Consider the following 21,678-nt stretch of genomic DNA (forward strand, 5'->3'; position numbering starts at 1 on the left):
TCAACCAGTACCAGTCGACCATCGCCGCCGCCGTGGAGGAGCAGACCGCCACGACGGGCGAGATGAGCCGGAACGTCACCTTGGCCGCGACCGGCACCAACGAGATCGCCGACAACATCAACGGCGTCGCCGAGGCCTCCCAGACGGCCGCGGCCAGCATCACCGAGACCCAGGCCGCCAGCCAGGAACTGGCCCGCACGGCGGCCCACCTGCAGCAACTCGTGTCGCAGTTCCGCTTCTGAGTCGAGCCGGCGGCCCGGCGGACGGGGCACGGCTCCGTCTGCGGATCGCGGAACGGCCCAACGCAACATCCATCCCTGAGTGACTACGCGATCCGAGCCGAGGTCCGCCGTCGTGGCATCACGGTTCGGATCGCCCGCAAGGGCGTCGAGTCCTCCCAGCGACTGGGCCGGCACCGATGGGTCGTCGAGTCGTGCCTGTCCTGATTCACCAACAACCGCCGACTGGCCCGCCGCGCACTTCCAAGCCTTCGCCGACCTTGCAGCCATCCTCATCTGCCACCGCCGACTCACCAAAATCACCAACTGAGACACCCCTCAGTCGCGGAGGACGGTCAGGGGGACCTGAACGGCGATCGCCGTGCCGGCCGGGCCCGAGGTGTACGCGCGGCCGACCGGGGCGGCGCCGCGGACCTGGCTGGAGGTCAGGCGGGCGCCGATGGCGTCGCCCTCGGTGACGGCCCTGGGGGGACAGGAGCAGGCCGCGGCGGGAGCGGCGGGCGGCGGTGAGCCAGGCGCCCAGGCCGATCGAGAGGGCGCTGGCGGCACCGGCGCAGACGATGGACTGGCCGTGGTCGCGGCCCGAGGTGGCGACGGCCCCGAGGACCTTGTCGGCGGCGGGGGTGGCGAGCAGGTCGGCGCCGTCCACCAGGACCACCGCCGGACCGCGCAGATCGGTGAGCGCCGCCTGCACGGCGTCGTTGGCCGGGTCCGGGTCGGTGAAGAGACGGACCTGGGCGTGCCTGGCGAGGGCGTGCAGTGGCGACTCGCGCGGCGTGAACACGATCAGGCCGGTACCGCCGGCCAGCAGCGACACCGCGAGGGTGGCCAGGGCGTTGCTGCGGCCGGTGCCGGGTGCGCCGCCGACGTAGAACGCCGACGTCGTGGCGAGGTCGACGCCGACCGCGGTGCCGTCGTCGCCGCCGACACCGAGCAGCCCCACATCGGGCGGCGCAGGGATGCGGGGACCTGCTCGTAAGCGTCGGTGAAGGCGATGGACGCGGGCAGGCCGGCGACGGTGAACGGTCGTTTCTGCGCGGGGGTGCCGGCCGCGGCCCCGATCCTGCGCAGGGCGGTGGCCTGGGCCTGGCCGTCCCATACCGTCGTGCGCAGCAGTCGCTGCATTCGCTGCGGCCCGTCGTGTCCAGCCTGCTCCGCCAGCCACCAGCAGTTCTTGCGCTCCACCGGCGACAGCAGCCCCAGCACCAGATCCCGGGTGGTCCGACGGGGCTCCACCCGACCGAGCCGGGCGGCGATGCAATCGAGGGCCTCGTCGAGCACCACCTGCAAACCAGCAGGCTCTACGCTGTGGCCCGCGGCCACTACCGGATCATTGGTTGTCAGCACAACATTCGATGATCAGGCGGCGGCCGTCCCACGTCAGGCCGACCTGCCGGTCGGCTTTGGAGAGCGACATGAAGCCAGACGAACGGGTCGACGTCAGTTTTCGTATCCTCGACGGCGCGGACGCCGGCGAACTGCTACCGGCCGGCACCAACGCGGATGACATCCGGCAAGCACCGGAGTGGGAAGTCCGCGAAAGGTGGATGCTGGGCGCAGTGACGCTGCAGGTCGGGAACCTCCTCGTGGAGGCCGAGCAGATGCCCTTGCTCGACTTCGGGCTCTCCCTGGAGTTCGCACTGCGCGACCTCGCCTTGCACGGACGATCCGACTTGTCCTTTCCAGACCGGTCCCTGCTGATCCGTTTCACCCGCGACGGGGACCTTGTCAGCGTGACCCACTGGCAGCCGACAGGGCCCCGAGAGTGGCGGGCGACAACTACCGGGTCCGCCACCTACGTGCAACTGGCCGCCGCCGCGGCTCGGTTTCTGCGCGCGGCGCTCGACCTGTGCACTCAGGCGTGTCCCGACCTGTTGCTGAACAATGAGATCGAGCGCCTCTACCGGCACGCCGCAGTACGCGAAATCGGCGAAGCGCAGTTCATCCGCCACACGCAGATGATGCGGCGCCGACTCCAGTAACCGCCGTCGGACCCACTCGCCCATCACCGCCTACCACCTCGTAACACGGAGGCCGCGCCGATCATGGCCTTCTGCGAGGTGCCACGTCGGTGTCAGCGTCTATCGGCCATCTCGATGTCAGCGGATTTGCCACTCATGTCAGCCATGATCATTGCGTAGTGGGCGGCGGTGGCCGCGACCAGCCTTGAGGCGTCCCTATCGAAAGGGTGGACTGGCTCGGGCGGTCGCGGCATCGCACACAGCTTGAGGTGCCGAGTATCGGCGGAGGCTGGTGTGCCACGCCGCGACTGTCACGGCCGCGGTGTTAGCTGCCCCATTCAGCGCGGAGGATCTCCCATGTTGGGGTGATGAGCTGTGTGAGAGCCGTAGCCGCACGATCTTGCGTAACTGCCTGACGTTGAATCGCGCGTACCTGCAGCTCGTTCGGTGGGCTACTGGCTCCGCCGCGGTGATCTCATGATCCTCTGGCACTGCAGCGGGGACGATCTGCTCGCCGATCCCCCGCGAGTGTTCGTAGTGGGCCTTCAAGGGACTCGACACCCCGGCCGGCCAGCTGCTCGGCCTCCATGACCAGCTCCGCCAGGCGCAGTTTGTGGAGGCCGCCGCGGTGTCGTTCATCGCCGCCGCGAACTCAGCGGTCCCCGGATATCAGGCCCCCCCAATCTGGCATGGGGCACCCGCAGCGACACGTGGTGAGGCCACCCGCTTGAGCGCCGCCCGGCTGACCCGTGGCGTGCTCCTGCCCTGCCGCGCGCCCCGAGGTGAGACGACCGTGCGGGCGCGCCCAGGTGCCGCGCCCGCACAGCGGATCCGGCCTTAGAAGAATTCAATCTGTCCCTTTGCGCCAGGTTTGATGTGCACGCCCGAACCGAGCCTGGTGCAGTAGGCGTACGACCATCCCGAGCCGACGACCACCGGGCCGTACGCGTATACGTTGATCGAGCAGAGAACCTTGGCACGGTAACGGGTGTTGGAGTCGCCGCCGACACAGCGGGTGCCGTAGGTGTTGGCGTCCTGCCAGTGGATCGGCCCGCAGAACGCCGCGCTGGCCTGGCTCGACGCCTGGGCCGGCGTGACCGCGAAGCTGAGGGCGAGGGCGGTGCCGAGCGCGACACCCGCGAGGGCCTTTTGCATCGTACACACAGAGATTCTCCTATCGGCCGCACTCCGTCGCGGATCCCGACGGAATCCGGCGGAGACGAGGTTGACGTGGCATCTCGGAGCTTCGATGCGTGACCTTGCAGAAATCTGCACTGAACCTTGCATCTGCCGGCTGGCGACGGCGGCTTTCTTGCGTACAGGCGTTCGGTCGCCGACTTGGGCGTCGCGAAGGTGTGACAGGGCGATGGCTAGGCGCCGACGCCAGGCAGGTGTGCTCGCCGACGATTACACCGTCCCCGTTGTGGGGTCACACCGGAACCGGTGTGACGCCGCACGACGACACCGTCCCAACTACGACCACGGAGCGGGCACCGTGCGGCGAGCGGTCGCCAGTCGATCCACTCGGGAGGTCACGGGCGACTGTGCGAGAGTTGCCCGTTCGCTTCTTCTGAACCGCTCGCCCCGTCAGCATGCCGCGCCCGCCCCTTTGGGGCGGAGCGGAGGCGCGGACGATTTGCGACAGCACGGCCAGGGTAGACGGGAGATTGATCAAGAGGGCGGGTCGATCGATGGGGCCGAGATCCGTGAGCGGTTGGTGGCCCCTGGCTCTGGCGCTGCTGGCGGGTTGGGTTGGGTGGGGCGGGTGGCGGCGACGGTCTTGACGATCTGGTAGACGCCGGCAGTGAGCCGGACCGCGACGATCGCGCCGGCGATCCCGGCGGTGAGGCCGCCGACGGTCACCGCGATCAGGACCACGGCGGGGTGGAGCCGCAGCGCCCGGCCCACGATCAGTGGCACGAGGAGGATGCCTTCAACCTGTTGTACGACGATCACGGCGGCCAGGACGAGGAGCGGCTGACATTCGGGGGGTAGCCGCTGGCCCGATGCGTACTCTTCCGCCGTGACCGATTCCCTCGACCTCGAGCCCGGCTCGAAGAGCGGCGACGAGGCGCACGAGCCGGCGGACCAGGCGGTAGACCTGCAGTCGGTTGAGCCGGCTTCCGTTCCGACGGACGAAGAGCGCATCGCTCGTCGGCCGGCGGGCAGCGCGGTCGGCAGTCCGCCGGGCATGCAGGTAGTCGTCGATCGCTTGGTCGAGCTCCTCAGGTACGGCTCGCCGACGGCGCTGATTGCCCTTACCGCGCAAGATCACCTCTGCTGTTGTTCGCCGTGGTACGTTCTGCGGCTTTCTGTCTGGTGGTCGTCGTGGAGGTAGGTCCTGCGATGTCGATGCAAGACGAGCCAGGCCGCGTTCGAGCGGGCCCGCACGATCCTCATCCAGGCGTTCCCGGCCACGCCGCGGTTCCCGTCCTCGGTCGGCGAGTGGGAGGCCGACCCGGCGCGGCTGCTCGTGCAGTTCCAGCAGCTCGCGAACGTCATCATGCTGTGCAGCCTGCCGATCGCGGGCTGCAGCCTGGCCGGCGGCATGAGCGACAGGAAGCGTCCGTCCAGCTTGCTGCGCCTCACCGGGGTACAGCTGAACACCCTGCGCGGCGTGGTGGCGCTGGAGACCGTCGTGCCGCTCGTCCTGGTGGCGACGGTTGCGATCGGCATGGGCCTGATGGCCGCGCACCTGTTCCTGCGCGCACAGCTCGACTACTCGCTGCTGGCCCCGCCGCCGTCGTTCTACGCGATGGTCGCCGGCGGCCTGGTGGTGTCGCTGGCGATCATCGCCTCGACGCTGCCGCTGCTGCGCCGGCTCACGGGCCCGGAGACGGCACGCAACGAGTAGTGGTTACCAGACGTCACCGTCGCGCCAGTCACACGCCAGCAGTCCCGTCGGGTCGAGGTCTGTCGACCCGACGGGCAGCACGAACGTGCTGTCGTCGTCGTCCGGCGTGCGGGTGAGCCCGTCGGGGGCCAGCACCGCGGTCGGCCCCTGCCACGGGATCCACCCGCGCGCCTCGTAGAACCCGTACGCGGCCTCCGAGGCGGACAGCGCCCCGAGGTCGTAGGCCGCACGGACGATCCGCTCCACCTCCGCCATCGCGCCCGCCCCGTGCCCCTGCCCCCGCGGCTCGGCGGCGACGGCCTCGACGTACCCGGCCCGCAGGGCCCTGGCCCGGTGGAGGAGCCGCCGCTGCACGAGGGCGGCGTGCCCGACGATCGCGCCGTCGACCTCGACGAGCACGTGCAGCCCGCCGAGCGAATGCTCCCAGTCCTCGTCCCCGAAGCCCCCACCGAACGCCCGGTCGAGCAGGGCCCTGATCTCGCTGCGCTCGCCGTCCGTCAGTTCCGCCGTGTGTACCACCCGCATCGATCGAGGCTAGCGCGTGGCGAGCGGGGCGGCGCCGAACGAGACGGAGAAGCGTTTGCACCAGATGCTGACGCTGCGGTACTGCATGAGGTCGGCCTCCGCCGGGATGGGGTAGGTCTGGTTACCCCGGTTGCCCTTGAGCTTGCCCAGTTCGAGCCATTGCCCGTCGTCGAAGACCGTCCAGCCCTGGCGGCCCTCGACGACCGCCTGGTCGGTGAGCCACACCCGCAGGTCGGGGCCGTCGGAGGTGTCGAGGCCGGCGATCTCCGGCCGGGTCGTGCCGTCGGCGAGCCTGACGATCCTTGCTGTGCCCTGGGTGTCGTGTTCGTGGGTGATGAAGCTGCCCTCGGCCACGACGACCGGCCCTGCTGGTGGCCCGGTTGCCGGGCCGGCGGTCGGGCCGCTCGTTGTCGCGCTTGCCGGTGGTGTCGACGGCACCGACAGGGCCTCATTGACCGTCGTATTGGTCAGCAGGCGCTACGGCGCGAACCAGTACAGGCCGAACCCCACCGCCACCGCGAGCACCACGGCCCCGGCGATCAGCACGCGTCGTCTCATGCTGTCGAGTGAACCGGTCACCCCGCCGGCTCGCCAGATGCCGGGACCTTACCGGCCGCTTACGATCGCCGCGGCTGGGTATTCGACGGTCCCGTGACGACAACCACGATGCTTGAGACGTATCCGCAGCCCATCGACGTGGACCGCGAGATCCTTGCGGTCGGGATCGACACCATCGTCGAGTGTGGCCTGACCTGTACCGCGTGCGCCGACGCCTGCCTCGGGGAGGAGTCGGTCGACCGCCTGGCCCGGTGCATCCGGCTCGACCTCGACTGCGCCGACGTCTGCGCGGTCACCGCCCGCATGCTCTCCCGGCACACCGGCGCCGACGCCGCGGTGATCCAGGCCCAGGTCCAGGCGTGCGCCGCCGCCTGCCGGGCCTGCGCCGACGAGTGCACCCACCACGCGGCCATGCACCAGCACTGCCGCCTCTGCGCCGAGGCGTGCCGGCGCGCCGAGCAGGCCTGCCGCGACCTGCTGACCGTCCTGATGTGAGGGTTGCTGCTGAGGCCCCGCCCAGGACGACGGGCCTCAGCAGCTTCCACGAACGCCTCCGGATCGTCCACCCAGCAACGGATCCGCTCGATCTCGCCGTCGGTGTCGATTTCGACGTTGGTCTGGCCGGACATGATGAGGTTCAGGGTCGCCCCGTCGAGCTGCCGCCGCTTGTTCTCGCTGTGGTACCGCTTGCTCGCCCGAACCGCCGTGATCCGCTCCCACGGCCCGAACTCCTCCAGGAAGAGCACGGGCGCAGGCGGATCCCGTCGTCGTCAACGGTGTGGGTGACCCAAGGTACAGGCTGCGCCACATCATCCCCTCGTAGGCAAGGATGTTCTTCACAGCGCTCCCTGATCCTGTCGAGAATGTCCTTGAGCCCGCTGGTGAGCCCCTCGAACCGCTCCCGCGGCATCCCCTCGAACAGCAGCTCGGTGAACTCCACCTGCTCTGCCTCCAGCCGCTCGACGAGCTCGGTCCCTCGTCGCGTCAGGCGGACCAGGGTCGCCCGCCGGTCACTGGGGTGGGCGGTCCGCTGCACCAGCCCGGCCTGCTCCAACCCGTCGACCAGCCCGGTGATGTTCCGCGGCGTCACGCCGCGCGCCTCGGCAAGCTCCCGCTGGGTCATGGCCCCGCCCTGCCACAGCCGCCGCGGCCGTCATCACCACGGTGAGCTCCATGGCTCCAGGCCGAGGACGCGGCGCAGGTGCTACGGGGTGGCGCCATTCGGCCGTAGCGGCGCCAGCTCGTGCAGCTGGCGCCGGTGAGGACAAGACGGCTGAGAACGCGATGACGGTGCGGACCCGAACACTGGCGATGCATGGCGTCGGCATTGCCGTCGCCGCTGCGCCAGGTCGGCGGACTCCGTCGGCCTGACGAAATGGATGCCTGTGTTACGACGAGCCACGTGTTCGCTGCTACCGCCAGGCGCAGGTGATGCTGTGGTGCGGCGGGGCGGCGAACAGCCATCGCGCCACCAACCGGCCGACCGCTGCGCGTCGTGCCGCAGCGAACAGCTGGCCGGCAGCCGGTGACCGGGTTGTGCCGCTACCGAACATCCCGGCGGTGCCGGCAGGGCCGGACGACGTGTTCCGGGATCGGGTTGCAGGACCTCGCCGGGCGGACCGGGTGTCCATCGACCGGTGGACACCCGGTTCCACGTACCGGTTGTTCCGCCGGGCCCGGCCGGCGCCGCATGCTCGAGCCATGAGCGCGGTGAGGGTACGCGGTCTGCACAAGCGGTACGGTGCGCACACCGCGGTGGACGGCATCGACCTGGACATCGAGGACGGCGAGTGTGTGGCGCTGCTGGGCCCCAACGGCGCCGGCAAGACCACAACCGTGGAGATCCTCGAAGGGTACCGGTGCCGGGACGCGGGCGAGGTGTTCGTGCTCGGCGCGGACCCGCAGCGGGCCGGCCCGCACTGGCGGGAGCAGATCGGCATCGTGCCGCATCAGGCGGCCGACCTGGCCGAGGCGACCGTCGCCGAGGCGGTACGCCACTTCGCGCAGTACTACCGCCGCCCCCGCAAGCCCAGCGAGGTGATCGATCTGGTCGGCCTCACCGACCGGGCGGGCAGCCGGCTGCGTCACCTGTCCGGCGGCCAGCGGCGGCGGGTCGACGTGGCGATCGGCATCGTCGGCAACCCGCGGCTGCTGTTCCTCGACGAGCCGACCACCGGCTTCGATCCCGAGGCACGCCGGCAGTTCTGGGGACTCCTGCGGGAACTCGCCGCCGGGGGCACCACGATCCTGCTCACCACCCACAACCTCGACGAGGCCGAGCGGCTGGCCGACCGGGTCGCGGTACTGGCCGGCGGCCGGCTGGTCGCCACCGGCACCCCCTCCTCGCTGGGTGGCCGGGAGACCGGGCGGGCGCGCGTGACGTGGCTGCACGGCGAGCAGTACAGCGACAACCCGGCCGCCCTGGTCGCCGACCTGGCCTCCCGGTACGGCGGCCCGGTGCCCGGCCTGACCGTCACCCGCCCGTCCCTCGAAGACGTGTACCTCGACCTGATCGGAGCCCGGCCGTGTCCCGACTGATCTGGCTGAGCCTGGTACGCGGCGGCTTGGAGGTCAAGCTGTTCTTCCGCGAGCGGGACGCGGTCGCGTTCACCTTCGCCCTGCCCGTGGTGCTGCTCGCCCTGCTCGGCTCGGCCTTCGGTCACCGGGTGCCGGGGGAGCCGGTGACCACGGCCCAGTTCTTCGCGGCCGGGATGATCGCCGGCGGGGTCGGCTCGACCACGTTCCTGAGCCTCGGCGTCGGCATCGCCAACGACCGCTACGACGGCACCCTCAAGCGCCTGCGTGGCACGCCGATCCCGCCGGCGGCGTACTTCATCGGCCGGGCCGTGCTCGCGTTCGTGGTCACCCTCGCCGAGGTGGCGCTGCTGCTCCTGGTCGGCCGGCTCGCCTTCGGGGTGCCGATCCCGGCCACGCCGGGCCGGTGGTTCACGTTCGTGTGGCTGATGCTGCTCGGCGTCACCGCGTGCGCGCTGCTCGGTGTCGCGGCCAGCGCCGTGCCCCGCTCGGCGCGCAGCGCTGGCGCGGTGCTGAACCTGCCGTACCTGGTGCTCCAGTTCGTGTCCGGCATCTTCATCGTGCCGGTCACCACGCTGCCCCGGCCGTTGCAACTGCTGGGCGCGGCGTTCCCGCTCAAGTGGCTCGCCCAGGGCTTCCGCTCGGTGTTCCTGCCCGACGCGCTGGCGGCGCACGAGCCGGCGCACACGTGGGAGCATGGGCGCACGGCCCTGGTCCTGGCCGCCTGGTGTGTCGGAGGTCTGCTGCTGTGTCTGCGAACATTCCGGTGGACCACCCGGACGGACGCGTGAACCCGGCGGAGGAGCCGGTATCGGCGCGGCTGTGGCACTGGTACGGCGGGCTGGTACTCGGATTCACCTCGGTGATGGTGCTCACCGGTGGTCGGCCGGTACCCCGGGCGCTCGGCGCGGTGGCGCTGCTGGCCGCGCTCGCCGCCGGGTACGCCGCAGTAGGCCGCCGGCTCGTGCCGGTCGGGCGCGGTACCCGCGCCGCGGCGGCGTTCCTGGGTCTGGTGTTCGCCGCGTTCGTCCCGGCGGTGGTGCTCGCGCCGGAGGCGGCGTACCTGCTGTGGGCCGTGTGTCCGCTCGCGTTCCAGCTGCTGCGCCTGGCCCCGGCGGTGTGCGCGGTGAGCTTGTTCAACGCTGTACCGGTGGTCTGCGACGCGCTGCGCCACCATGATCTCGCCGGTGCCGTACGCGCTCAGGGTCCGCCGGCCCTCGGCGCGCTCGCGTTCGGGTTCGTCATCTCCGCGTGGATCGACCAGATCGTGCGCCAGAGCGAGGACCGGGCCGAGCTCATCGCGGAACTGCGCGCGACCCGGGCGGAGGTGGCGCGGCTGTCGCACGAGGCCGGTATGGTCGCGGAGCGGCAGCGGCTGGCCGCCGACCTGCACGACACCGTCGCGCAGGGACTGTCCAGTGTGGTCATGCTGATCCAGGCCGCCGGTGCGGGCACTGGCGCGGCGGCCCCGCAGGAGGGCGCTTCCGGGCGGCGGCACCTGGACCTGGCCGAGCGTACCGCCCGCGAGTGCCTCGCCGAGACCCGCGCGCTGGTCGGCGCGCTGACCCCGGCACCGCTGTCGGGCGCCTCGCTCGGCGACGCGATCAGCCGGCTGGTCCGCCGGTTCGACGAGGAGACCGGCGTGCAGGGTCAGTGGCGGCTGTCCGGGCCGGCGCGCCCGCTGCCGGTGGGTACCGAGGTGGTGGTGCTGCGCGCGGTGCAGGAGGCGCTGGCCAACGTACGCAAGCACGCCGCGGCGACCCGGGCGGCGGTCTGCCTCACGTACCGGCCGGACGAGGTGGAGCTGGAGGTCACCGACGACGGCTGCGGCCTGCCGCCGGACCCGATGGCGCGCGGGTACGGGCTGCGTGGCATGAGCACCCGGGTGGCGCAGGCGGGCGGGCGGCTGCGCCTGGACGAGGGCGCCGGTACCCGGCTGCGGGTGGTGATCCCGGCGTGATCCGGGTGCTGCTCGTCGACGACCACCCGGTGGTCCGCTCCGGGGTGCGCGGCATGCTCGACGGCGAGCCGGACATCGCGGTGGTGGGCGAGGCCGGCAGCGCGGCCGAGGCGCTGGCCGCGGTCCTCGCGGCCGGCCCGGACGTGGTGCTGATGGACCTGCGGATGCCCGGCGGCGACGGGGCGGACGCGACCGCGCGGGTACTCGCCGAGGCGCCCGGTACCCGCGTGCTCGTCCTGACCACGTACGACACCGACACGGACATCCTGCGCGCGGTGGAGGCGGGCGCGATCGGATACCTGCTCAAGGACGCGTCCCGTGCCGACCTGCTCGGCGCGATCCGGTCGGCTTCGCGCGGCGAGACGGTCCTCGCGCCGGCGGTGGCCACCCGCCTGCTGCACCAGGTACGCCAGCCAGCGCCCACCCCGCTGTCGGCCCGGGAACTGGACGTGCTCCGGCTCGTCGCACGCGGACAGTCCAACGTGGACATCGCCCGTTCGCTGTTCATCAGCGAGGCGACGGTGAAGACGCACCTGCTGCGCACGTTCGCCAAGCTCGGCGTCTCCGACCGCACCGCGGCGGTCACCACCGCGATCGCGGCCGGCCTGCTGGAGTCGCCGCGCCGCGGACCGGACTGATCCGCGGCCGGCCCGCCCACGCTCGGCGGGGGACCGGGCCGGCATCGTCGTGGCAACCGTCGCCGGGCTGGTGTTCGTGTGCGTCTGTGCACCGTGCCCGTCGTCGATCAGTACGACGACGGCGTGGGCGATCACGGTGAGGCGCGGTCGTCGGGTGCACCCCGGTGCTGTCCCGCGGCGCGGCCGGCCGCGATGACGGCGCCGCCGATGCTGCTACCGATGGTCGGGCGGTTGGTGTGCCCGCTGGGAGCCTCATCGGTGCGGCTGGGCGGAAAGAGCCCGCTCGGCTGCTGAAACTGGCGTGGATGAGCGGTCACACCTCACTCGGCCGCCGGTGCCTGCGCGGGGACCGCCTCCAGTACCCGGTCCAGGCGGATGGGCAGGCTCCTCTGCCGTCTGCCGGTGGCATGCCAGACGGCGTTGGCGATCGCCGCCGCGGTGCCGGCCGTGCCGATCTCGCCGAGGCCGTTGAATCCGGATGGGTCCTGCGGTTCGTAGTCGGCCACGAAGTCGGCTTCGATGTCGGGCACGTCGGCGTGCGCGGCGATGTGGTAGCCGGCGAAGTCGGCGTTGACCTGCCGGCCGGTTCCCGGGTCCCGGACACTCTCCTCGTGCAGGGCCATGGACAAGCCCATGATCATCCCGCCGACCACCTGGCTGCGGGCCAGCATCGGGTTGATCACCCGGCCTACCGCGAACATCCCGAGCAACCGGCGTACCCGTACCTCGCCGGTGGCCGGGTCGACGGTCACTTCTGCGAAGACGGCGCTGAAGGTCTGCCGTTCCCGGGCCGGCTGGTAGTCGATCAATGCTGAGGTGTCCGTCGTCGCGGTCACCGGGCGTGCCGGGTCGTCCAGACTCTCTCGCAGCTTGTTGGCGGCCTCGATGATGGCGAACGACCAGGAGGTCGTTCCGCGGGAGCCGCCCGCGCCCCACGCCATGCCGAGGTCGCTGTCACCGATCCGGATCCGGATCTGCTCCGGGCCGACCCCGAGCGCGTCGGCGGCGACCGCGGTCAGGGCGGTACGGGTGCCGGTGCCGATGTCACTCGCGTCGATTCCGACCGTGAACGTGCCGTCGGTCTCCGCAGTGATTGAGGCGGTCGACGGGAACACTCCGGCGCTGAACGAGGTGGCGGCCATGCCGCTGCCGATCAGCAGCGGACCTTCACGCCGGGTCCGGGGGTGCCGGTCGCGCGCCGCCCAGCCGAACCGGCGTGCGCCCTCCTGCAGGCAGGAGATCAGACGCCGGCTGCTGAACGGGCGGCCCGAGACGGGGGCCGCGGTGGGCTGGTTGCGCAGGCGCAGTTCGAGCGGGTCGAGGCCCAGCCGTTCGGCAACCTCGTCCATGGCGGACTCCAGAGCGAACGAGCCGGGTGTCGCACCTGGCCCCCGCATCGAGGCCGGCGGCAGGACGTCGAGGGGTACGGCGGTGAGCTGCGTGCGGATCGCCGGTGCCGCGTACAGGATCTTGGCCTGCTCGGTGCACCACTCGATGTACTCCGCGAGCGGGGAGAGGGCGTACGCCGCCCGGTGGTGGACGGCGCGCAGGCGGCCGTCGGCGTCGGCGCCGATGCGGACCTGCTGGTCGGTCGGCGGCCGCGACGCGGTCGCCTCGAAGACCTGTTCCCGGGTCAGGGTGACCCGCACGGGACGCCCGAATCGCTCGCCGGCCATCGCGGCGAGGATCACCTGCGGGCCACACAGTCCTTTGCCGCCGAAGCCGCCGCCGACATGCTCGGAGCGGACATGCACCCGGTCCCGGTCGATGGACCACAACGCGGCCAGTACCTGGGACACACTGAACGCACCTTGGTTGGAGTCCACGGCGTACAGGTGACCGTTCTCCCACCACGCTGTTGCGGCGTGGGGTTCCATGGCGCTGTGGCACTCCTCCGGCGTGCGGTAGCGCTCGTCGACGACCACCGCGGAGGCGGCCAGTTCCGCGTCCACGTCGCCGGTGTCCGCCTCCGGCCCGAACGCGGTCGACGCCGGACGGGCAGCCGGATGGTCGAGGTGGAAGCCCACGTCGTGCGGCTGCACCTCGTAGTCGACCCGGACGGCCCCGGCCGCGGCCCGGGCCTGCTCGAGGGTCTCCGCCAGCACGAGGGCGATCGGCCGGCCCGCGTACGGGATCACGTCGTCCTGCAGGAGTTGCAGGCTGCCGTCGGGACCGAAGTAGTTGCCGGCCTCAGGGTTGAGGCGGGGCGCGTCGCGGTGGTCGAGCACACCCAGCACGCCGGGCATGCCGAGCGCGGCGGAGGTGTCGATGGCGCGCAGGCGTCCCCGGGATACGGTGGCCGTCACGATCCAGCCGTGGGCCAGGCCCGGCATGGGCACGTCGGCGGCATAGCGGGCGGTGCCGGTGACCTTGAGCGGCCCCTCGATCCGGGGGCGCGGCGTACCGACGGCACCGGTGATCGGTTTGCCGCTCATCGCTCGATCTCCGTTCCGGCCAGCTCGCTGAGCAGGGCTTCGATGAGGTTGTGGGCCAGGGCCACCTTGTATGCGTTGTCGCGTAGCGGTTCCGCGGCTGTCAGTTCCGACTCGGCGGCGAGCCGGAACCGGCTGGCGGTGGCGGGTCCGTCCCGCAGGAAGGCCTCGGCTGCGCGGGCGCGCCAGGGCCGGGACGCCACGCCGCCGAGGGCGATCCGCACGTCGCGCACCAGACCGTCGTGGACATCGAGGGCGGCGGCGACAGAGACCGTCGCGAAGGCGTACGACGCCCGCTCGCGCACCTTGCGGTACCGCGACCGCCGGGCGACCGCGGACCCGGGCAGGGCGACCGCGGTGATCAGCGCGCCGGGCGGCAACGCCGTCTCGCGGTCCGGGCGGTCACCGACCGGCAGGTAGAACCGTGACAGGGGGATCTCACCGGGGCCGTTCAGAGTCTCGTAGTGCACCACCGCGTCGAAGGCGGCCAGCGCCACCGCCATGTCCGAGGGGTGCGTCGCCACGCAGTGCTCGGACCGGCCCAGGATCGCGTGGTTGTGGTGCTCCCCGGCGATCGCGGGACAGCCGCTGCCGGGAACGCGCTTGTTGCACGGCTGTGCGAGATCGGCGAAGTAGGGACACCGGGTGCGCTGCAGGAGATTGCCGCCCACCGTAGCCATGTTCCGGAGCTGCCCCGACGCGCCGGCCAGGACAGCCTGGGTCAGCGCCGGATACCGACGCCGTACCTCGGGATGGGCGGCAGCGTCGCTGTTGGTCGTGGTCGCACCGAGGACAAGTCCACCGTCCGGTGTCTCGCGGACACCGTCCAGCGGGAGATGCCGGACGTCCACCAGCCGTGCCGGCGTCTCGACCCCGCCCTTCATCAGGTCGACGAGGTTGGTGCCACCGCCCAGGTAGCGGGCGCCGGCGTGCTCCGCGACCGCCATGAGCGCCTCGCGGACCTGGACCGCGCGCTGGTACGCGAACTCCCTCATCGGGCCGCCTCCCCGCGGGCGGCGGTCTCGAGCACCGCGCGCACGATCGCCGGATACGCACCACAGCGGCACAGGTTGCCGCTCATCCGCTCGCGCACCTCCGCGGTGTCCAGCTCGCGCGCCGGGCCGTCCGGCGAGACGTCGGCGGTGACCGCACTGGGCCAGCCGGCCGCGTGCTCGGCCAGCATCCCGACAGCCGAGCAGATCTGCCCGGGAGTGCAGTACCCGCACTGGAAACCGTCGAGCCGGATGAAGTCCTGCTGGATCGGACCCAGGGCACCGTCGCCGGCAATGCCTTCGACGGTGGTCACGGCGGCGCCCTCGGCGGCGACCGCCAGCGTCAGACAGGACACCACCCGCCGGCCGTCGAGCAGCACCGTGCAGGCGCCGCACTGGCCGTGGTCGCAGCCCTTCTTCGGCCCGGTCCGGCCGAGGTTCTCCCGTAGCGCGTCGAGCAGCGTCCTGCGATTGTCCACAGTGAGCTTGTGATCGGTGCCGTTCACGTGCAGCGTGATATCGCTGATGAAGGTTCCGGTCATCGCGTTTCCTCTCGCCGTCCGCGGCGAAGGTGCGTTGCCGCGATCAATTGATTCAAGCAGTCACCGAGCGGCAGATCTTGTCCGTTGATCGCGGATGCTTGCCTATTCCTGCTCGGCAACCTGTCGCGCGTGCCGGGTCGCCTCGACGACGATCAGCACGGTCAGGACGGCGACCAGGCCGGCCAGCCCGGCCATCGGGGGCAGGACCACGGCAGCCGGAACGGCCGCGAGCAGGACGCCGGCCGTCACCAGCCGGGGCACGCTCAGCGCACCGTGCATGCGGTACGCGAACAGCAGATGCCCACCGACGTGGAGCGCCACGCCACCGAAGAGCGCCCACCAACAGCGGCAGCCAGGTGATGGTGATCTGGTACCGCAGCCCGGCGTCACCGGTCGAGGCCACGGCGTAGACCGTGAGATGCACCGCCCGGACGAGCAGGTAGGCGCACACCAGCACCAGCGGGCCGGGCAGGCCGCCGGGCGCGTCGTGCCACGCCTCGGGGATGGCCAGGGCGACCACGAACATGGCCGCCATCGCGACGACCATGCCCGCCCGCAGCGGACCCTGGTCGGCCCGTGAGTAGTTGCCCAGCCAGGTGTAGCCGGACCAGGTCCCCCACAGCAGCGCGAGCACCAGCAACCCCTGCAACACGCCGTCAACGGTGTGCTCGTGGGCAAGATAGGCGGTGACCTGCGTCGTGGCGAAGACGTAGACCAGGTCGAAGAACAGCTCGAACGGTGTCGCCCGGTGATCCTCGCCGGCCGGCCGCACAGTCCGCGGGGCTTTGTGCCGCGTCATGGCCACGTCTCCTTTCTGCGTCGCTGTCAGGCGGAGACCAGGGCCTGCTGCTGTGCCGGTACCCGGGGCCGTCGGCAGAAGTAGACAAAGGCCGGCGGCACGTTGGCCCATACCGTCCGTCCGGCCACGACCTCGTCGAATCGGGTGCCCAGGGACCGACGCAGCCGGCGGGCAGGCGGGGCCCAGCGGGCGAGCGTGTAGGCGAAGGTGGTGAACGCGCCGTCGGGGCTGAGGGTGTCGGTGACCGCGCTCAGCAGGTCGTCCTGCTGCCCGCCGGCGAACGCCGCCCACGGCAGCCCACTCACGATCACGTCCGCGTGCCGGTGACCGCGTTCGGCCAGCACCTCGCGGAGGTTGCGGGCGTCGGCGACGGCGACGTCGAGTTGCGGGTACCGGGTGGTCAGCAGGCCCGCGAACCGTTCGTTGACCTCGACGGCGATATGGTGCCCGCGACCGGCGAGCCGCCGCTGGACGGCGTCGGTGAACGCGCCGGTGCCGGGGCCGAGCTCGACGACCACCGGGTCGCCGGTGCGCGGCACGGGCGAGGTGATGAGATCGGCCAGTGGCACGCCACTCGGGGCGACGGCGGCGACGGTGAACGGGTCGCGCAGAAACTCGCGCAGGAACGTGGCACGGTGCTCGGAGGTCATCGCACGCCCCCTTGCCCGGCGTCGCGCGCAACCGACGCCGCGTCCGCCGGCGTCAGGATCCGGGAGAGCCATTCGGTGCGGGTACGGCGCGCCGCCACCGAGAGCCGCGCGTGCGGGTACAGCGCGTCGAAGCCGTGGCAGCCGCCGGCCCAGACGTGCAGCTCGGCCTGGCCGCCGGCGGCCCAAATCCGGGTGGCGTAGGCGACGTCCTCGTCGCGGAAGACCTCCGCCGTGCCCGCGTCGACGTAGGTGGCGGGCAGGCCGGACAGGTCGTCGGCGAGTGCCGGGGAGACGTAGCCGGGCACGGCGTCGGGATCGAGGCCGCCGAGGACCGACCGCCAGCCGAACTCGTTCATCTCGCGGGTCCAGACGCCCGGCCCGCCGGCGTACTGCCGGCTGGAGACGGTGTTGTTGCGGTGATCGAGCATGGGGCAGATCAGTATCTGGGCGGCCAGCGCCGGGGTGCCGCGGTCGCGTGCCATCAGAGTGACTCCGGCGGTGAGGCCACCGCCGGCGCTGGCCCCGGCCACGACGATGCGGGCCGGATCGATGCCGAGATCGTCGGCGTGCTCGGCGACCCAGAGCAGGCCGCGGTAGCAGTCGTCGACGAGGCTCGTGCCAGTGACTTCGGGTGCCAGCCGGTACTCCACGGAGATCACGACGGCGCCGAACGCTTCGAGCCAGTCCAGCGGGATGTCGATCTGGGAGAAGCGGTCACCCATGACCATGCCGCCACCGTGCATCCAGTACACGCAGGGTGCGCCGGTCGGACGACCGGCACCGGCCGGGCTGAAGATCGACAGTGCGAGTTGAGTACCGTCCGGACCGGCGATGCCGACCTCGTGCCGATCGACGGCGCGGCCCGCGAGGGCGAGTTCGACGGGAACCGACGAGAACGGGCGGATCTGGGCGAGAACCTCTGTGTCGAGTTCCGCTAGGAGCGGCATGTCGGCCAGGAGCCTGCCCAACTCGGGGTCGAAGGGGGGACGTTGCTGAGTCATGGTGGAGTCCTGTCGCTGTGGGTTGGTCGAGGGAGGGTCGGGTGCTCAGATCGCTGCCTTGCCGCCGACCGGTACCTCGTCGGTGTACTGCGACTCGCCGGCCAGCAGCGGCTGGAGCTTCGCCACCAGGTCCTGGGCCTCGGCGGTGGCGAAGAACCTGCTGTGCGCCTCCGGAGTGGTCCAGCCCTCGGTGACGTGGACGACGTCGGGGTTGCCGGCCGAGCGGCCGACCAGGAAGACAACGCAGTCGTCGTTGTCCAGCGACGGTGCGTCGAGCAGGAAGTTGACCAGTTCGTCGCCCCGGCCGGGCTGCGCGGTCATGGTGGCGTGGAAGCCGTGGTTGATGGTCATCGGGCATCTCCTCGATTGGTTCCGCTTGTCACAGCTCCACTCTCGGAGCGCCAGGGCGGACCTTCGTCAGTCATCTGACTGCGAGAAATCCGGCGGACGCGGCCGGTGACCTAACACGTCCCGCCGTGCGGCCGGCCACCGGTTTCCGCCGTGGGGCCGCGGGTACCGCGAGCGCGGCCGCGGCAACCCCGGATTCGCGGTTGCCGGGGCCGCTCAGCGGGGCGGACAGGCCGGGTGAACCCCGGGACTTAAGTCATCTGACAGATGCACTGCGGCGTGCCGTGCTCGAACATCGAAGCCGTGACGACGCCTTCAGGACGGGAACGCCCCGGATCGCAGCCGGCCGCGCTGCGCATGCGTGAGGTCCGCGACCGCGCGTTGTTCGACCTGGAAGACGGGCCGGTGACGCCGTCGAACCGCGCCGAACTGACGGCGACCACGCGGCTGCTCAACGGGCTGCTGGCCAGTCTGATCGTGTCCTCGTTGCAGTACGAGCAGCACGCTCAGGCCGTCACGGCGCCCTCCGCGCGCCCCCTCGCGGACTTCCTCTGCACCTGCGCCGACCGGGACCGCGGCAGCGCGCGACTCCTCGCGGCGCGGATCGGGCACCTCGGCGCTGTCGGCGAGTACGATCCGCAGCACCTGAGCGCCCGGTCCCGGATCGCCTTCCGCGCGTTCCCCGACGGCGACCTCACCGGCATCGTGACGCAGAACCTCGTCGGCGTTCGGATCCTCGTCCAAACACTGCAAGAGGCAGTGCGCTGGGTGGGCGACGACGATCCCACCACCCGGCGGTTGCTGGAGCGGCTGCTGGAGGACAAGGAGAACCAGGCGGGCCAGCTCAGCGCCCAGTCTTCCCATCAGCCGGCGGCGAAAGGGCGTCCCTGAGCCCGGCGCGTGAGGTGACGCCGAGCTTGGGAAAGATCCGGTACAGGTGGGCGCCGATCGTGCGGTGCGAGAGGTACAGCCGTTCGGCGATCTGCTTGTTGGTCAGGCCGCTCGCCGCCAGCTGGGCGATCTGGCGTTCTTGTGCCGTCAGGGCGGTCAGCTCACCCGCCGGCTGCTGGACTGGCCGGTGCCCGGCGGCCCGCAACTCGGCCCGGGTGCGTGCGAGCCACGGCTCGGCCGCCATGGCGGCGAAGCCGTTGCACGCGGCGAGCAGATGCCGGCGAGCCTGCGCCGATGACCTGGTGCGGCGCAGCCTCTCGCCGAACGACAGTCGGACCCGGGAGACGTCGAACAGCCAGCGCTCGGCGGTGGGCTCAGCCAGCAGCGCCTCCAGGCGGGTCATCGGCTCGTCGCCGTCGAGGACCAGCGCCTCGGCGCCCGCCTGGATCAGGGCCATCCGCGCCGACAACGCCCCCACGTCCGCGGCCCGCATCGCCTCGACGTGTGCCCTGGCCTCGACCGTGCGCCCGGTCCGCACCGCCGCCTCGACCAGGTCGAACATGACCCAGGTGCAGTGCGGCACGTGCGTGGCCAGGACGCCGGGCGGGCTCATGGCGGCGGCGTGCCGGAAGGCGGCTTCGTAGTCTCCCTGTCCCAACGCGGCCAGTGAGCGCGGTTGATGGGCGAAGAGGGCCGCGGCGGACACGCCGCGAGGCAGTGCCCAGTGAGTGATCTCGTCGGCGAGCGTGTAGGCCTCGTCGAAACGGCCCCGGCCGGCGGCGACGAGCGCCCGGTTGTACCGGAAGTACCACGCGAAGAACGGGAAGCCACTGGTGTCACAGATCCGTTGCCCTTCCAGGGCGAGTTCCTCGTCCTCGTCCCACCGGCCGACCAGGAAGTCGTCCAGGCACAGATGCATCAGGGCGCCGAGGTGCCGGCGGGGCGGCCCACCGTCGCGTCCCTGCCGGACGAGGCGCCAGGAGGACTCGCGGCAGTCGCCCAGCCGGTCCAGATAGACCGAGGCTGTGCCGATCCGCATGATGCGGGTGGGGTCCACCTCGTCGGTGAGCGACCGCAGGATCGCGTCGATCCGCGGCAGCGCCGCCGCACCGGTGCGTACCGGATCGGGGAAGGTCTCACTGACCAGCGCGAGGACCTCCGGCGGCTCAGGCCGCAGTCTGCGCAGCACCCGGAAGTAGGACTCCCAGTAGTCCGTCGTGCTGCCGTACCAGCTCACCAGCAGCAGGGTGTGCATGGCCTCGATCAGCGCCGGATCGTCGGCCCGGTAGCCGTGGTCGCCGACCTCGATGGCCCCGACCAGGAGCCGGTGCGCGGTGTTGACGTCGCCGTCGCCGTTGAGCATGAGGAAGGCAGCCGCGTTGGCCACGTGCAGGGAGCCGGCCGCGTCCGGGGCCGCCCGCCGGGCATCGCGGAGCAACGACTCGGCGTCGTCGGCGCCGCTGGCCTCCGCACCGATGTACGCGGCCTCACCGAGCCGCCGCCCCCGTCCCGCGCTCGTCGTGCTCAGCTCCGCGGCGCGGATCAGGGCGGCGATCGCGGCGAGCGCGTCCCCGCGCAGCATCACCCGGTGCGCCGCGTCCTCCAACAGTTCCGCCACCATCTCGTCCGGGCCGGCAGCGGCCGCCGCCAGGTGCCACGCGCGGCGTTCCTGGTCGTCGGTCAGGGCGCCGGCGAGGGCGGCGTGCGCCTTGCGGCGCTCCTCGTGGGTGGACGTCGCCACGACGGCCGACCGGATCAGCGGATGCCGGAACGCGATCCGCGCCGTGGCGTCGTCCACGCGGACCAACTGCTCCCGTTCCGCCGGAGCCAGGTCGGCCAGGCTGACCCCGTCGGGCAGGGCGGCCCTGAGCACCCGGACATCGCCGGTACTCTCGAAGGTGGCGAGCAGCAGCAGCTGCCGAGTGGGTTCCGGCAGGCCCACGAGGCGCGCGGCGAAGATTCCTTGAAGCCGCTCACTGAGCGGGATCACCTCCGGTTGCGTCACCGCGCGCCGCGCGGCGCCCAGCAACGTGGCGGGCAGTTCGATCAGGGCGAGCGGGTTACCCTGCGCGAGGTCCAGCAGCCGGTGCCGGACCCGCGCCGGCATCTCTGGATGGTTGGCAGCGACCAGCTGCCCGGCCGCCTGGCTGTCCAGCGGCTCGACGACCTGCTCGGACAGGCCGCGCCGGTCGAGGAAGCTCGTCGTCCCCACCCTGGCCGACGCCAGCAGGCCGGCGCGGTGGCCCTCCAGCCGCCGGGTGATGAAGCCCAGGACCACGGCGCTCGCCCGGTCGATCCAGTGCACGTCGTCGACCAGCAGGACGATCGGCACGTCGGCGGCCAGCTCGGTGATGAGCAGCAGCGCGGCGTTGCAGACCAGGAGTACGTCCGGCGGTGTACCGGCGCCGAACCCGAGCGCCACCGACAGCGCCTCGCGCGGACCAGGCGGAAGGCGCTCGAGGTCCGGGTGTACGGGCAGGAGCAACTGGTTGAGACAGGCGTAGCTGACGTCGGCCTCGAACTCGGAACCGGAAGCGCGCAGCACCCGCATCCCCCGGGCGCCGGCGAGCTCCGCCGCGGCGGACATCAGGGCGGACTTGCCGACGCCTGGATCGCCGCAGATCAGGCGCGCGTCGCCGTGCTGCCGTACGCCTTCGAGGAAGCTGGCGAGCCGTTCGAGTTCAGCATGGCGTCCGAAGAGTCCAATGGTGGCCACACGTACCTCACGCGCTCTTGATGTCCGTTACCCGCTC

At 71.6% G+C, this 21,678-nt stretch carries 22 protein-coding genes and 3 pseudogenes; 11 read left to right on the forward strand and 14 right to left on the reverse strand.

Going from position 1 to position 21,678, the window contains the following annotated elements; all coding sequences use genetic code 11:
- Positions 1-242, forward strand: a pseudogene (locus ACFY3L_RS51490) (methyl-accepting chemotaxis protein); the annotation flags it as partial.
- Between the two features lie 93 nt (positions 243-335).
- A pseudogene (locus tag ACFY3L_RS51495) lies at positions 336-443 on the forward strand (IS5/IS1182 family transposase); the annotation flags it as partial.
- A gap of 4 nt (positions 444-447) precedes the next feature.
- Here the strand turns inward: ACFY3L_RS51495 and ACFY3L_RS51500 are convergent.
- A complete protein-coding gene (locus ACFY3L_RS51500; RefSeq protein WP_389342266.1) occupies positions 448-1,182 on the reverse strand; it encodes a hypothetical protein in 735 nt (244 codons plus the stop codon).
- A gap of 472 nt (positions 1,183-1,654) precedes the next feature.
- Here ACFY3L_RS51500 and ACFY3L_RS51505 point away from each other — a divergent pair, with 472 nt between their 5' ends.
- The gene (locus ACFY3L_RS51505; RefSeq protein WP_389342269.1) at positions 1,655-2,221 is read left to right on the forward strand and encodes a hypothetical protein; all 567 of its coding nucleotides are present in this window, start codon (positions 1,655-1,657) and stop codon (positions 2,219-2,221) included.
- An 816-nt stretch (positions 2,222-3,037) separates the two neighbouring features.
- On the opposite strand, the gene ACFY3L_RS51510 is transcribed toward ACFY3L_RS51505, so the two are convergent.
- Complete coding sequence (locus tag ACFY3L_RS51510) at positions 3,038-3,355, reverse strand: hypothetical protein (protein WP_389342272.1); 318 nt, start codon at positions 3,353-3,355, stop codon at positions 3,038-3,040.
- A 516-nt stretch (positions 3,356-3,871) separates the two neighbouring features.
- Positions 3,872-4,156 carry an AI-2E family transporter gene (locus ACFY3L_RS51515; protein ID WP_389342275.1) on the reverse strand — a complete coding sequence of 95 codons (285 nt, stop codon included), beginning with the start codon at positions 4,154-4,156 and terminating at the stop codon, positions 3,872-3,874.
- Positions 4,157-4,223: 67 nt separating this feature from the next.
- Between ACFY3L_RS51515 and ACFY3L_RS51520 the strand changes: the two genes are divergently transcribed.
- Both ACFY3L_RS51520 and ACFY3L_RS51525 read left to right on the forward strand, forming a co-directional pair.
- The gene (locus ACFY3L_RS51520; RefSeq protein WP_389342278.1) at positions 4,224-4,538 is read left to right on the forward strand and encodes a hypothetical protein; all 315 of its coding nucleotides are present in this window, start codon (positions 4,224-4,226) and stop codon (positions 4,536-4,538) included.
- Between the two features lie 135 nt (positions 4,539-4,673).
- Complete coding sequence (locus ACFY3L_RS51525) at positions 4,674-5,054, forward strand: FtsX-like permease family protein (protein WP_389342281.1); 381 nt, start codon at positions 4,674-4,676, stop codon at positions 5,052-5,054.
- Positions 5,055-5,057: 3 nt separating this feature from the next.
- Here the strand turns inward: ACFY3L_RS51525 and ACFY3L_RS51530 are convergent, their stop codons facing one another.
- Together ACFY3L_RS51530 and ACFY3L_RS51535 are read right to left on the reverse strand one after the other, a co-directional pair.
- A complete protein-coding gene (locus tag ACFY3L_RS51530; RefSeq protein WP_389342284.1) occupies positions 5,058-5,579 on the reverse strand; it encodes a GNAT family N-acetyltransferase in 522 nt (173 codons plus the stop codon).
- Between the two features lie 9 nt (positions 5,580-5,588).
- Positions 5,589-6,137, reverse strand: a pseudogene (locus ACFY3L_RS51535) (DM13 domain-containing protein).
- Between the two features lie 108 nt (positions 6,138-6,245).
- Here ACFY3L_RS51535 and ACFY3L_RS51540 point away from each other — a divergent pair.
- Positions 6,246-6,632 carry a four-helix bundle copper-binding protein gene (locus ACFY3L_RS51540; RefSeq protein WP_389342287.1) on the forward strand — a complete coding sequence of 129 codons (387 nt, stop codon included), beginning with the start codon at positions 6,246-6,248 and terminating at the stop codon, positions 6,630-6,632.
- A 142-nt stretch (positions 6,633-6,774) separates the two neighbouring features.
- Here ACFY3L_RS51540 and ACFY3L_RS51545 read toward each other — a convergent pair whose 3' ends face one another.
- Positions 6,775-7,278: a MarR family winged helix-turn-helix transcriptional regulator gene (locus tag ACFY3L_RS51545; protein ID WP_389342440.1), complete on the reverse strand. Its 504-nt coding sequence runs from the start codon at positions 7,276-7,278 to the stop codon at positions 6,775-6,777.
- A gap of 560 nt (positions 7,279-7,838) precedes the next feature.
- Here ACFY3L_RS51545 and ACFY3L_RS51550 point away from each other — a divergent pair.
- From ACFY3L_RS51550 to ACFY3L_RS51565, 4 genes are read left to right on the forward strand one after another with little or no spacing between them, the layout of a single operon-like run.
- Entirely contained in the window at positions 7,839-8,675 is an 837-nt protein-coding gene (locus ACFY3L_RS51550) for an ABC transporter ATP-binding protein (protein ID WP_389342290.1), read from the forward strand.
- A complete protein-coding gene (locus ACFY3L_RS51555; RefSeq protein WP_389342293.1) occupies positions 8,663-9,463 on the forward strand; it encodes an ABC transporter permease in 801 nt (266 codons plus the stop codon). The genes ACFY3L_RS51550 and ACFY3L_RS51555 overlap by 13 nt, the downstream gene beginning before the upstream one ends.
- The gene (locus tag ACFY3L_RS51560) at positions 9,421-10,632 is read left to right on the forward strand and encodes a sensor histidine kinase (protein ID WP_389342296.1); all 1,212 of its coding nucleotides are present in this window, start codon (positions 9,421-9,423) and stop codon (positions 10,630-10,632) included. The genes ACFY3L_RS51555 and ACFY3L_RS51560 overlap by 43 nt, the downstream gene beginning before the upstream one ends.
- The gene (locus ACFY3L_RS51565) at positions 10,629-11,270 is read left to right on the forward strand and encodes a response regulator (RefSeq protein ID WP_389342299.1); all 642 of its coding nucleotides are present in this window, start codon (positions 10,629-10,631) and stop codon (positions 11,268-11,270) included. The genes ACFY3L_RS51560 and ACFY3L_RS51565 overlap by 4 nt, the downstream gene beginning before the upstream one ends.
- A gap of 320 nt (positions 11,271-11,590) precedes the next feature.
- On the opposite strand, the gene ACFY3L_RS51570 is transcribed toward ACFY3L_RS51565, so the two are convergent.
- Genes ACFY3L_RS51570 through ACFY3L_RS51600 form a run of 7 tightly spaced genes read right to left on the reverse strand, consistent with a single transcriptional unit; the run spans position 11,591 to position 18,037 of the window.
- Entirely contained in the window at positions 11,591-13,705 is a 2,115-nt protein-coding gene (locus ACFY3L_RS51570) for a xanthine dehydrogenase family protein molybdopterin-binding subunit (protein ID WP_389342302.1), read from the reverse strand.
- Positions 13,702-14,697, reverse strand: a complete 996-nt coding sequence (locus tag ACFY3L_RS51575) for an FAD binding domain-containing protein (protein WP_389342305.1) — start codon at positions 14,695-14,697, stop codon at positions 13,702-13,704. Before ACFY3L_RS51575 ends, ACFY3L_RS51570 begins: the two co-directional genes overlap by 4 nt.
- Positions 14,694-15,236: a (2Fe-2S)-binding protein gene (locus tag ACFY3L_RS51580; RefSeq protein ID WP_389342308.1), complete on the reverse strand. Its 543-nt coding sequence runs from the start codon at positions 15,234-15,236 to the stop codon at positions 14,694-14,696. The genes ACFY3L_RS51575 and ACFY3L_RS51580 overlap by 4 nt, the downstream gene beginning before the upstream one ends.
- Before the next feature lie 52 nt (positions 15,237-15,288).
- Positions 15,289-16,035 carry a low temperature requirement protein A gene (locus ACFY3L_RS51585; RefSeq protein ID WP_389342443.1) on the reverse strand — a complete coding sequence of 249 codons (747 nt, stop codon included), beginning with the start codon at positions 16,033-16,035 and terminating at the stop codon, positions 15,289-15,291.
- A gap of 26 nt (positions 16,036-16,061) precedes the next feature.
- On the reverse strand, positions 16,062-16,685 hold the full coding sequence (locus ACFY3L_RS51590; RefSeq protein ID WP_389342311.1) for a class I SAM-dependent methyltransferase: 624 nt from the start codon (positions 16,683-16,685) through the stop codon (positions 16,062-16,064).
- A complete protein-coding gene (locus tag ACFY3L_RS51595) occupies positions 16,682-17,686 on the reverse strand; it encodes an alpha/beta hydrolase (RefSeq protein WP_389342314.1) in 1,005 nt (334 codons plus the stop codon). The genes ACFY3L_RS51590 and ACFY3L_RS51595 overlap by 4 nt, the downstream gene beginning before the upstream one ends.
- Positions 17,687-17,731: 45 nt before the next feature.
- Positions 17,732-18,037 carry a putative quinol monooxygenase gene (locus ACFY3L_RS51600; RefSeq protein WP_389342317.1) on the reverse strand — a complete coding sequence of 102 codons (306 nt, stop codon included), beginning with the start codon at positions 18,035-18,037 and terminating at the stop codon, positions 17,732-17,734.
- Positions 18,038-18,337: 300 nt separating this feature from the next.
- Here ACFY3L_RS51600 and ACFY3L_RS51605 point away from each other — a divergent pair, with 300 nt between their 5' ends.
- A complete protein-coding gene (locus ACFY3L_RS51605) occupies positions 18,338-18,925 on the forward strand; it encodes a ferritin-like domain-containing protein (protein WP_389342320.1) in 588 nt (195 codons plus the stop codon).
- On the opposite strand, the gene ACFY3L_RS51610 is transcribed toward ACFY3L_RS51605, so the two are convergent.
- Entirely contained in the window at positions 18,879-21,641 is a 2,763-nt protein-coding gene (locus tag ACFY3L_RS51610) for an AAA family ATPase (RefSeq protein ID WP_389342323.1), read from the reverse strand. The genes ACFY3L_RS51605 and ACFY3L_RS51610 overlap by 47 nt on opposite strands.
- Positions 21,642-21,678 lie beyond the last annotated feature (37 nt).

The organism is Dactylosporangium sp. NPDC000521, assembly GCF_042898305.1.
Classification (GTDB): domain Bacteria; phylum Actinomycetota; class Actinomycetes; order Mycobacteriales; family Micromonosporaceae; genus Dactylosporangium.

Bases quoted from the DNA above. Each gene is read 5' to 3' on its own strand.
- ACFY3L_RS51530 (WP_389342284.1), bottom strand. From the start codon at position 5,579: ATGCGGGTGGTACACACGGCGGAACTGACGGACGGCGAGCGCAGCGAG.
- ACFY3L_RS51540 (WP_389342287.1), top strand. From the start codon at position 6,246: ATGCTTGAGACGTATCCGCAGCCCATCGACGTGGACCGCGAGATCCTT.
- ACFY3L_RS51570 (WP_389342302.1), bottom strand. From the start codon at position 13,705: ATGAGCGGCAAACCGATCACCGGTGCCGTCGGTACGCCGCGCCCCCGG.
- ACFY3L_RS51510 (WP_389342272.1), bottom strand. From the start codon at position 3,355: ATGCAAAAGGCCCTCGCGGGTGTCGCGCTCGGCACCGCCCTCGCCCTC.
- ACFY3L_RS51595 (WP_389342314.1), bottom strand. From the start codon at position 17,686: ATGACTCAGCAACGTCCCCCCTTCGACCCCGAGTTGGGCAGGCTCCTG.
- ACFY3L_RS51580 (WP_389342308.1), bottom strand. From the start codon at position 15,236: ATGACCGGAACCTTCATCAGCGATATCACGCTGCACGTGAACGGCACC.
- ACFY3L_RS51590 (WP_389342311.1), bottom strand. From the start codon at position 16,685: ATGACCTCCGAGCACCGTGCCACGTTCCTGCGCGAGTTTCTGCGCGAC.
- ACFY3L_RS51550 (WP_389342290.1), top strand. From the start codon at position 7,839: ATGAGCGCGGTGAGGGTACGCGGTCTGCACAAGCGGTACGGTGCGCAC.
- ACFY3L_RS51505 (WP_389342269.1), top strand. From the start codon at position 1,655: ATGAAGCCAGACGAACGGGTCGACGTCAGTTTTCGTATCCTCGACGGC.
- ACFY3L_RS51600 (WP_389342317.1), bottom strand. From the start codon at position 18,037: ATGACCATCAACCACGGCTTCCACGCCACCATGACCGCGCAGCCCGGC.
- ACFY3L_RS51575 (WP_389342305.1), bottom strand. From the start codon at position 14,697: ATGAGGGAGTTCGCGTACCAGCGCGCGGTCCAGGTCCGCGAGGCGCTC.
- ACFY3L_RS51585 (WP_389342443.1), bottom strand. From the start codon at position 16,035: ATGACGCGGCACAAAGCCCCGCGGACTGTGCGGCCGGCCGGCGAGGAT.